The sequence below is a fragment of the Teredinibacter waterburyi genome, from assembly GCF_001922985.1.
In the GTDB taxonomy this organism is placed as follows: Bacteria; Pseudomonadota; Gammaproteobacteria; order Pseudomonadales; family Cellvibrionaceae; genus Teredinibacter; species Teredinibacter waterburyi.
Genome location: NZ_MRUH01000106.1, coordinates 1 through 10,380, shown reverse-complemented (window position 1 = coordinate 10,380; position 10,380 = coordinate 1). Strand labels below are relative to the sequence as shown.

7 protein-coding genes are annotated in these 10,380 nt (G+C 46.9%); 5 read left to right on the top strand and 2 right to left on the bottom strand.

Features of this window, described 5'->3' with window-relative positions:
• The first annotated feature begins 474 nt into the window (after nt 1-474).
• Nucleotides 475-2,487: an alpha/beta hydrolase family protein gene (locus IDZ20_RS07785; protein WP_188150868.1), complete on the top strand. Its 2,013-nt coding sequence runs from the start codon at nt 475-477 to the stop codon at nt 2,485-2,487.
• Nucleotides 2,488-2,576: 89 nt separating this feature from the next.
• On the opposite strand, the gene IDZ20_RS07780 is transcribed toward IDZ20_RS07785, so the two are convergent.
• The gene (locus tag IDZ20_RS07780; protein ID WP_245792198.1) at nt 2,577-3,101 is read right to left on the bottom strand and encodes a disulfide bond formation protein B; all 525 of its coding nucleotides are present in this window, start codon (nt 3,099-3,101) and stop codon (nt 2,577-2,579) included.
• Between the two features lie 391 nt (nt 3,102-3,492).
• On the opposite strand from IDZ20_RS07780, the gene IDZ20_RS07775 reads away from it, so the two are divergent.
• The 4 genes from IDZ20_RS07775 to IDZ20_RS07760 all read left to right on the top strand — a co-directional run bounded on the left by IDZ20_RS07775 (nt 3,493) and on the right by IDZ20_RS07760 (nt 9,818).
• On the top strand, nt 3,493-4,185 hold the full coding sequence (locus IDZ20_RS07775; RefSeq protein ID WP_188150867.1) for a DUF3313 family protein: 693 nt from the start codon (nt 3,493-3,495) through the stop codon (nt 4,183-4,185).
• 239 nt (nt 4,186-4,424) lie between these two features.
• Complete coding sequence (locus tag IDZ20_RS07770) at nt 4,425-6,710, top strand: DUF3857 domain-containing protein (protein WP_188150866.1); 2,286 nt, start codon at nt 4,425-4,427, stop codon at nt 6,708-6,710.
• A gap of 26 nt (nt 6,711-6,736) precedes the next feature.
• On the top strand, nt 6,737-8,128 hold the full coding sequence (locus tag IDZ20_RS07765; protein WP_188150865.1) for a hypothetical protein: 1,392 nt from the start codon (nt 6,737-6,739) through the stop codon (nt 8,126-8,128).
• Between the two features lie 94 nt (nt 8,129-8,222).
• Nucleotides 8,223-9,818 (top strand): DUF5597 domain-containing protein, encoded by a 1,596-nt coding sequence (locus IDZ20_RS07760; protein ID WP_188150864.1) that lies wholly within the window; start codon nt 8,223-8,225, stop codon nt 9,816-9,818.
• 376 nt (nt 9,819-10,194) lie between these two features.
• On the opposite strand, the gene IDZ20_RS16220 is transcribed toward IDZ20_RS07760, so the two are convergent.
• On the bottom strand, nt 10,195-10,380 hold a 186-nt coding region (locus IDZ20_RS16220), incomplete at its 5' end, for a hypothetical protein (RefSeq protein WP_223144931.1).

The window sequence follows — 10,380 nt, the reverse complement described above, 5'->3', positions numbered from 1 at the left end:
ATCCACTACCTTTGTTATTTGTTGTTCCACTGTTGCCCTTGGTTTTATAAGAGCTGTTTTTATATTTGCGCCCGATTATGGGAAGTTTACGGCGGTTAATCAATCACTTACTCTCTAAAATCAAAATGTAACCGTTTACTAAGCTTATGGGCTTAGCCAAAAACCACACATACGCGCCAATAAAATTCCTTTTTGGACTTAAAAGAAGACTCAAATATAACCCTAACGGATATAAGACCCACAGTTTCAGAGAAATATAATAACGCTGCGCACTAACGTAAACTCAAATAGGCGCGCAATTCATCAAACCATTCACGTCGACACACACCAACACTCACTGACCTACACCACAGTCAGCATGCAGAACAGGTCACATTTCACCTACCCTCTCAAAGTGTCTAGTGCTAACATCCGCCACTTTTATCATCGATATCCACCGCATGGATTACCACAATAACGAACAGGGACACCTCTATGACTCTATTTTTCGCCCCCTCCCCCCACAATAATCGCAACGGCTGCTCTAAACCGGTTACACCTGCCAAAAAGACTATACAGTTAATTACGATGTTAATTGCCAGTCTATTTTGTAGCTTAAGCTCATTTGCGGCGCCTAAGCTTGCCGATTACGGCGCGTTAAAATCAACAAGCATGATGCGTCTTTCCCCCTCTGGCGAGCTAGTAGCTTTTAAAAAAGTCGAGCCCAATCGAGACACCATTATTGTTTACTCGCTTAAAGAAGCCAAAACGATTAGCGGCGCCGACATTTCAGCAATTTCGGCCGACCAATTTGAATTTGTGTCAGAGCACGAGCTCGTTATTACCGCATCAGATACGCGTCGTATACGTGGCTTTATTGGCGAAAACCGCTACAGCTCAGCTTATGTACTGGATATACGCACTGGCGCAATACGGCCACTGCTAACGCTAGGTGAAGTGATTTATACAGGGCAAACAGGATTAGGGCGTATCGCGGGAAAATCAGCGGATGGTAAATATCTATTTATGCCCGCGTTTGTACCTCGCTCAACCGTGGACGACGCTCCGGACTTAGCGCTCGTTAAAGTGAATCTTCAAAAAAAGCGCAAGCCGAAGGTCGCCTATCGAGGAATGTCGAAAACGGTCGACTACTTTATGAACCGCCAAGGCAATATCGTTGCACAAGAGCTATACAACAATAAAACAGACAACCACAGCATAATGGTGCCCGACGGCAACGATTGGCGAACGATTTTCGAAGAAGAAGCGCCCATTATGCGCTTTAGCGTGGTAGGTGTTACCGCTGATGCAAAATCGTTAGTTATCATTGACGACACCACCACCACTGGGCACGAAGCCTACTTCACCATGTCGCTACAAGACGGAACCCGTTCCGAGCCACTGTTCGGGCGTGACGATGCCGATATTGATAGTGTAATGACGGACATTAATCGTACAGTTTATGGCGTAAGGTACTCAGGGTTCTCGCCAAGCTATTTTTTCTTGGATAAAGCTATCAACAGCTTTGTCGATAGCGCTCTAAAAGCATTTCCGGATCAATCGGTATTTATCACCGACTGGACACCCGACTGGTCCCACCTTATCGCCTATGTTGAAGGCTCTAGCGCTGCTGGCGACTACTACCTTTTCGACCGAAAACTAAACGCGCAATTTCTAGCCACTGCACGCCCAAGCATTCAACCCATGGATGTAAATCCCATCGGTACAGTAACCTTCACTGCCGAAGATGGTTTGAAGATTCCTACCTTGATAACAATTCCGAAAAACAAACTCAACGATATGAAAAACCTGCCAGCGGTTATGCTTCCGCACGGTGGGCCCGAAAGCCATGACACACTTGGTTTTGACTGGTTTGCGCAAGCTCTTGCTGCAGAGGGATATCTAGTCATTCAACCGCAGTTTCGCGGGTCGTCCGGATTTGGTGCTAAACACATAATCGAAGGGCGAGGTCAGTGGGGGAAAAAGATGCAATCAGATCTCACCGAAGCGCTAAGTTTTCTGGTCAAAAAAGGCATCGTTAATCCCGATAAAGTTTGTATCGCGGGAATGGGCTATGGCGGCTACGCAGCACTTGCAGGCGGAGCCTATACTCCGGAACACTACAAATGCGTTGTCTCTATTGCGGGTGTTAGTGACATCCCAGCCATGCTCAAATCAGAAAAGCGCGACCATGGAAAGGATTCATGGGTACTGAGTTATTGGGAGATGAATATTGCAAATGGCAATGCAGATAAAGCGTTCATCGAATCAATATCGCCGTCTTACAAGGCGGAATCGTTCCAAGCGCCAGTTCTATTAATACATGGGGAAAAAGATAAGGTAGTGCCCTACGCGCAATCTAAAACCATGTACAAGCGGCTGAAAAAAGCGGGTAAGTCAGCTGAACTGATAAAGCTAGACGATGAGAACCACCGCCTAGAAAGTGCGGAAACACGCTTGCAAGCGCTAGAAGCTAGCGTCAACTTTATAAATACGCACTTGAAATAAGCGCTGCGAACTAAAACGCGGTGCTAACTATTCGCCAAGATAGTCTTTTCAAGCGACTGTCGGAAACTATCTTGGCGACTCGCTTCACTCTAGCGGCGTTTCAAGTCGCCATAAAGAGCTAAACCACACCCAGAAAGCAAACCTATACACACCAATGTTAAGCCATCGGCCATAGAAAAATTGCCGAATACTCGCGGCGTTGCAGAGCATGCATCTTGCACTCTAAACATGGTTGGCCACCACTCGTCTAAGCGTGCCCAGCTAGGGAAGTTAGCGACAAGCCCGCAGGCACCATCCGCATTCCAACCGTACTCCAATCCCTGTAGCAGCCAAGTTTCGTGAGCCAGGCCAAAGGTAAGAAATATAACCGCAACTAAAGCCGTGCGGCGCAGCACCGCAACATTGCGAATAAATAGGGATAGCAGCGAAACCAATGCCATACTAGTTAGCCACACACGTACGTAGATGCAAAGCTCACAAGGGTAGTAGGCGAGAACCTCCTGAAAATACAGCGCCCCCAGTTCCAAACCAACCGCCGTTGCGATGATCGCAAGCCAAAACCACAGCTGTGTACTTGCGTTAAAGATAGCGTTCATAAAAAATCGTACCGACATCGACCTTACCCTCATTATCACTCTAGTTTCGCTATGCTCGGCTTGCGTATTAAGTGCAAGCTAATGATGCTTTTATTTGTACCTATCTAGCCCCATATGGACAGACTAATACAACACAGGTTCCGGCACCCGATATAGATCAAACTCGGCTCACATCAGGCCGGAGCCTTGGCTCGAGTTGCCACTAATCAAGCCGCGACTATAGAATAAACGAGCAACTTTAGACTAAAATGCGCCTGTAAGGATAACGACTACATCTACCTTCCTGTAGTTTAAAAGTGGGCTGAAACTCGAATAACAAAGAAAATAACACGCGTTCAAAGCTCAACTCCGGCGTGGTAACACCTAACCCCCAAGTTCACAATCAAAGACAATTGACAAGGAAATCCTCATGGGAACATCGCGTATAACCGCAAAGAAATTTGCTACCTTGTGCATCAGCTCGCTACTAACGCTAGCCGTGTGTGCGCCAACGATTGCTACAGCAAAAGATAAAACCGTGGAAGAGCAATACACGGTTTGGAAACATGGCAATTTCCACCGCTTCGTCGTCGATAAAGCTATAGACTTCAAAACCTACAATAAAATCATCCTATTCCCCCTAAATTATTCAGAGCTAACCATTTCGCCAAAAGCCAAAACCCGTATGCAGCGCAACTGGGAAGATTTTGCCGAAAAAGATATGCCCAGCCTCACCGAAAAATTTGCCGAACTCGCTAACCGAGAATTTTCTAAAAGCAAGCAGTTCACACCAACAAGCACGGGTGGCAAGGGCGTTCTTGTGGTTGAATTCAAAGCGCTAGAGATGCTTCCGCGTGCCTATCGTGATTCATCACTCGGTTCTGTCGGAAGTGAAACCATTGAAACCGTTGGCACTCTTCACTACCAAGTAGCGCTCATCGATTCTGCGACACGTAAAATGGTTGCGATGATAGAAGACGACCTGCCAATTAACCTATCGAAAAAGCGTGAAAATAACCGCTATGCCCACAACCGTGCATGGCATCGATCGTTCGAATATATTATTGAAACGTTTCACGAGAATTTAGTAGAGTTAGCAAAGGTATCGCCGCTAAAAAAATGATAGTCAAATAGCGCTAAGAATACTCACTTAACCATTAAAACCCCCTTACTTTATAGTTAGGGGGTTTTGTTTTTTAGGGCAAAGATAGAGCTGGTCGAATCTCCGCCTAAGCTAAGCGCCTAAAGCCCCACTACGCCAACCAACACCTATAACGTCACCAAAACCCTTTGCATTGGCATGTAATATGTTAATCTGCGGGTCTGATTTATTGGATATTCGACCACCTAAAAGGAGCTGTTATGCTTGCCGGACCAACCGCGATCCTAGGCTTTCCCTATTTTATTCAACGTTACAGTGCCCGCCTTACATCGCTTTGCGCTGGACTATTAGCACTTGCACTGTATTTTCCGTTAGCCAGCCAAGCCACCGTATTGACACCAACGACAAGCCTAGCGCCACCACTAAGCAAGCAAGCGAAACTTCGCTCCAAACAACCCGGCGCCGAAGTTTTGTATTCAATACAAAACAACACACTTGATACCGAAGGTTCGTGGACACGCCAATCCTATTATTCTATTCGCATTAACGACCAAGAAGCTGCGCGCGACTACGGTAGACTTTCTATTACCTACAATCATTATTATTCCGAAGCCTCATTAGATTTCGCCAACGTGTTAACGGCCGACGGCAAGCTTAAAACGGTCTCTGAAGACGCTATTCAAATAAGGGTGACCGGTGGCGGACAAGACTTTTACAACGACCGCAGCGAGATTGTATTTTCCCTCCCGGAAATTGCGCCGGGTGCCACCATCGAACTGCAATTCACAACTAAGACGCTACGTCGCGCCATCACCACAGTGGACAACGATGGTGCTCGCCCCTACTGGTTTCAACAACGGGTAGCACTTGATGGCTGGCGCGGCGATGCTGTGCGGAATTTTTCCTACAGTCTCACCGTACCCGAAACCTTAGCGCTACTGCCAAAGGTATTCGGCACTTTCAACAGCACCCCAAAAACTACCGTAACTGATGCAAACATTAAGCGAGTATGGGAGTGGAAAAACATTCCTCCAGTAACGCTAGAAGCCCGCATGCCTGCACTCCACAAAATCTCACCGAGCATTCAAGTTTCTACAAGTAATGATTGGTCGCTAATAGACGCTTGGACATGGCAAAAAGTTGAAAACAAACTAACTGAAACTGAGCCCCTCCGCGCAGCACTTTCAACTTTAGCACTGTCACCACATGCTAACAAAGATGAAAAGATTCGCGCCGTGTACACCTATATGCAAAGTAACATTCGCTATGTTTTTGCTCACCTTGGACGCGGCGGCTACGAGCCGCACACACCCGACGAAGCACTAGAACAGGGGTACGGAGACTGTAAAGATCAAACAGTTTTAGCTGTCGCCTTATTGCGAGCACTCGGAGTAGAAGCCTACCCAGTGTTGGTCGAGACGCCTAATAGCGGGAAGTCGGACGGAACCTTAGTGAGCTTAATATTCGATCACATGCTGGTATGGATTCCTGCATCCGACGATGGCCCAGAAACATGGATGGATACCACCGGCGATCGCGCAATGTTTCCTGGCTTTTCTAACCTGCTGGTTGGCCAACCCGCATTAATCGTGAACGGACGTGGCGGCGTTTTTAAGCCTGTCGATGCAAAAGTCGAACCTAATATTGCCGAACTACAATTGGAATACAAACAGGATAATAAAAACCGGAGCATTGTAACCGCAACTTACAAGGGCACCGGCATCTACGAGCAAAACCTACGAAACTGGTGGAAACATGACACGAATCGTGAATCCAGCTTGCCGCAATTTTTGGCGGGAATTTTCGATAACAGCGGTCAGTACACCTTGTCTAGCGAAGTGCTCAACAGCGAAAACATCAACACGCCGACACAAGTAAATGCCACATTCACCTTCGCCCCTGAAGAAGGAGATGCACCGACCACCTATGGTGCATCTTTTTTTCAGGTCTATCGACTTGTTGGCGAGCTTAGCAGTATGCAAATACCCAGCACCCGCAAAAATCGCTGGATAAACCCACTTCCACAAACGTTTAGAATTACCGCCCTATTCAAGGGCCAAGCTAACACCATCCCAACGGTTGTTAGCACGTCTAAAAATATTAAAACCGATTATTTTACGCTCACTCAAACCGGCAAGACTGAGGGTAACGACTATAGCGTTACTATTGAATTCTATCAGCCAGCGCTCAACCTAAGCGTTGCGCAATACGGTGACTACTTCAACGCCTTAACCGCGCTAAAAGAACTTAAACCTTGGCTAGTATCGATGCAGCCGGACACAGGTAAACAGCGCGACAAAACACTGGCTAGCGTTGCTGTAAAATTTGGCGAAAGTACGTTTGAGTATAAAATTGCGCAAGCAAAAAATCACCTAGAGAAAGGCGATTTTGATCTTGCTCTAATAAAAGCAGAGGAAGCTGTAGCCATTGCCCCTGAAAGTGGCGAAGCTTGGTACGTTCTGGGATCAGCTCAGGGATTTAACGCCCTAATTGATGAGTCGTCCCACTCCTTCAACAAAGCTAAAACCTTAGGTTACCTTCCCTAATACGCTGGATAGCAGGAGAAACGAACATGCTACGCACACAAAAATGGCTATCCGCCATCGCATTCTCATTAACAATATCCACCGCACTTACTGGCTGTAACACTACGCCGATAAAAACGCCAGCTACAGACGCGGTAATCCAAGCGTCTGACCAGCAGATAGGTATATCGGCTTATGAAATGTGGCGGGAAACGGCCAACCCTCTCTATTTAGAAATAGCAAAATTAAAACTGAGCAAAGCGCTTACAGAAACCCCCGATAATGTTTTCGTGCAGAAAGCTCACTATCTTTCCCACTATATGAGTTTTATTTATACCAACGATTTCGACCTGCAATTATTAACAAAACTGTACGCCGAGATGAACCCCGTTATTAAAGCCGATACCCCACCGCCATCTCGGATTACTTACGCCAAGGCGCTAATCAACAATGCCGATAACAAAACACTGATTGAATTAACGCTTAACACCATAGCCGAACAGCCAGAAAGCGCCTTCAGCTGGCACTCACTCTCAGAGCATTACGAACAGGAAAAGTATGACTGGCTCGCATTAGCTGCGGCTCAGCAGGCCAATCGATTAAGCGCTGACAATCCAGAGTACCTTTACCAGCTTGGCGACAGCATTAACGATATCATCCAACAAAATAACTGCGTTTACGAAGAACGCGAATACGCCAAGCGCGCTGTTAGCTATATCGCAAAAGCGGCAGCAAAGGCGCCCAATCAACTTTACTACGACAACGCCAGCCTGCAATACTTAAACTTAGGGCTATTCCCTTTAGCTTACGACCAAAGTAAAAAAGCGTGGGATTTGGAGAGAAATGCCTGGACCGCTTGGCACTACGGATACTCATCGCTATATGCGGGGCGCTACAACGAAGCCATAGGTCCAGCCAAATTTTTAATCGACACCAACAATGGCAAAGGTGCTTATCATTTACTCGCGATCGCACACGTAGGCCTCAACCAGAGGGAGCAAGCTCTGGATGCACTCGAAAATTTAGAAAAACGCAGCAAAAAATCTTCAACCGCCAGCCCCGAATTTCAACCCACAGTCTTCGACAAGATTAGTATCCTGTGGCTAAATGCGCTGCTAAACGGTAGCGACCGTGCTACAGCTCTAGCTAACCTGAAATTAGATTCAATTGCCGGCAAAGACGATTGGCACACAGCGATCATGCAAAAGTTCACTCATGGTTCTGAGACCGCTAACTCGACACTTATAGCGCAAGCCAAAAATGACTGCGAACAAACAGAAGCGTATTTTTTTGACGCCTTCTACGCTTGGACGCAAGGCGACAACAATCAAACAAAAACGCTCCTTAAGAAAACAACAAACAGTTCCGCCACACGTTACTACGAATACATGTATGCCTGGGTGCTACAACGCACTAATTTACTAGAAAGCAACAACTAGACAGAGATAAAACTAGGGGCGCAAAAAAGCAATTGGAGCTATCCACTCACAAACGCTATGCTTGCGCAGCATAGCTATAACGGAGACGCTCGAAATGCCTCGTCCCCTACAACTACTTATAACCTTAACTGGATTTTGTTTCAGTGTATTCTGCGCTGCCGAACTACCTCGCATCGTGAGCGAAAACGGTAAACATGCGCTGTTCGTCGACGGTAGCCCCTACTTAATTTTGGGTGCTCAAGCCAACAACTCCAGTAACTACCCCGCCGCGTTAAAAGATGTATGGCCTACCATCAACAGCATTCACGCCAATACGCTAGAAATTAATGTGGCATGGGAACAAATAGAGCCAACCGAAGGCACCTTCGACTTTAGCTACCTAGACACCCTTATAAAAGAAGCTCGTCAGCACAATGTTAAGCTCGTTCTTCTCTGGTTTGCCACATGGAAGAACAATGCTCCTCATTACGCGCCGGCGTGGGTAAAATTAAACAACGAGCGTTTCCCGCGTGTTATTACCGAGAATGGCAAACAACTGAACTCCCTCTCACCCATCCACGCGAGTACCTTGGAAGCAGATAAAAAAGCATTCGCAGCATTAATGACACACCTTAAAAAAATCGACAAAAAGCATACCGTGATTATGGTGCAGGTGCAAAATGAGCCGGGAACCTACGGCGCAGCACGCGATTATTCAAAATCCGCCAACACACTCTTTAACTCCGAAGTACCTACCCAGTTACGTAGCGCCATGCACCTACCCGCAGGAAATTGGCCGGACCTATTTGGTGCAGACGCCAGCGAATTTTTTCATGCCTATCATATTGCGCGCTATTGCAATGAAGTTGCCGCTGCCGGCAAGGCTGTATACCCGATTCCTATGAATGTTAACGTAGCCTTACGAAACCCCTTTAACCCTGGCAAGCCCGGCGCCTATGCATCGGGTGGCGCTACCGATAACGTACTGGCGATTTGGCAGGCCGCGGCCCCCGCCATAGATATGATTTCGCCGGATATTTACTTTCGAGATTACGCCACCGCCACAAAAGTTATCGAACTCTATTCCGGCCCCAGTAATCCACTATTCGTTGCCGAAATCGGTAACGATCAACCCTATGCACGATACTTTTTCAGTGCACTAGGTGCGCAAGCGATTGGCTTTGCCCCCTTTGGCATGGATACCACTGGCTACAGCAATTTTCCGCTTGGAGCGAAAACCTACGACTCAAGTACCTTTGCGCCCTTCGCCGAAATCTATCGCCTAATGAAACCCTTAGAACACAAATGGGCGGAACTGAGTTTCACTAAAGACGTTTGGGGCGTTGCAGAACCCACTGATACCCACCAACAAAATTTAGATCTCGGTTTGTGGGACGCAGAAGTGAGCTACGGCCGCCCAATGTTTTGGACTGATCCTCCGCAAGGAAATACGCCCCCCTCTGGCGGCGCACTTATTGCAAAACTCGACGACAACGAATTTTTAGTAACCGCACTCCGCGCCCGTGTAACCTTCACCTCCTCATCAGAAATTGCAACCAAACCCTACATGCTAGTGCGAGTAGAAGAAGGCTATTTCGACAAAAGGGGAAAATGGGTATTCGAACGCGTCTGGAATGGAGACCAAACCGACTGGGGCTTGAATTTTGATGATAAGCCGCACCTGTTGAAGGTGAAATTAAGTACCTATTAAATTAATTCGGCGATGTTAGTCGTAACAAAACGATCTTCGCAGGGGGCTATTGTTTGCGTGCAAGTGCGTACATTTGGCCCCCCTGCCGAATCAGGTCGTTAGCTATCCCGCAACTTCTAGAGCCGATCCCATCAAAAATAGGAAACGCAAACCTATTATCTATTATAAAGCAGTCCTTGGTGAGGCTTCCTACGAATACAGACTAATGCCTTTGATTAATAAACTTCCCAGTGCTCAAACAATACCTCTTTTTCACTACTTACCAGCTTGATGGTGCTTTTTCTAGCGTCGCCTCTGTCTACATTGATGTTGAGATTCACCTTTCCGTCTGCGCCCCCTATTAGGCCCGCAGCGTCTTGATAAAGGTGTTGTGCATCTAGGTAAAATCTAACCTAGTATTTTCTTCGTTGTCCTCCGTACCACCTAAAATAGAAATTCTCTGGGGTAGATAGCTGCCAGTGCGAGAAAATTCCATATTATTAAAAGATTCTAGCTGGGATGTATCCCTAGATAGACTAGGCGCGTAGGGTAGTGTTTCGATAGTTACTTTGTTTGGTTTGAT

Bases quoted from the DNA above. Each gene is read 5' to 3' on its own strand.
- IDZ20_RS07770 (WP_188150866.1), top strand. From the start codon at position 4,425: ATGCTTGCCGGACCAACCGCGATCCTAGGCTTTCCCTATTTTATTCAA.
- IDZ20_RS07785 (WP_188150868.1), top strand. From the start codon at position 475: ATGACTCTATTTTTCGCCCCCTCCCCCCACAATAATCGCAACGGCTGC.
- IDZ20_RS07775 (WP_188150867.1), top strand. From the start codon at position 3,493: ATGGGAACATCGCGTATAACCGCAAAGAAATTTGCTACCTTGTGCATC.
- IDZ20_RS07780 (WP_245792198.1), bottom strand. From the start codon at position 3,101: ATGTCGGTACGATTTTTTATGAACGCTATCTTTAACGCAAGTACACAG.
- IDZ20_RS07765 (WP_188150865.1), top strand. From the start codon at position 6,737: ATGCTACGCACACAAAAATGGCTATCCGCCATCGCATTCTCATTAACA.
- IDZ20_RS07760 (WP_188150864.1), top strand. From the start codon at position 8,223: ATGCCTCGTCCCCTACAACTACTTATAACCTTAACTGGATTTTGTTTC.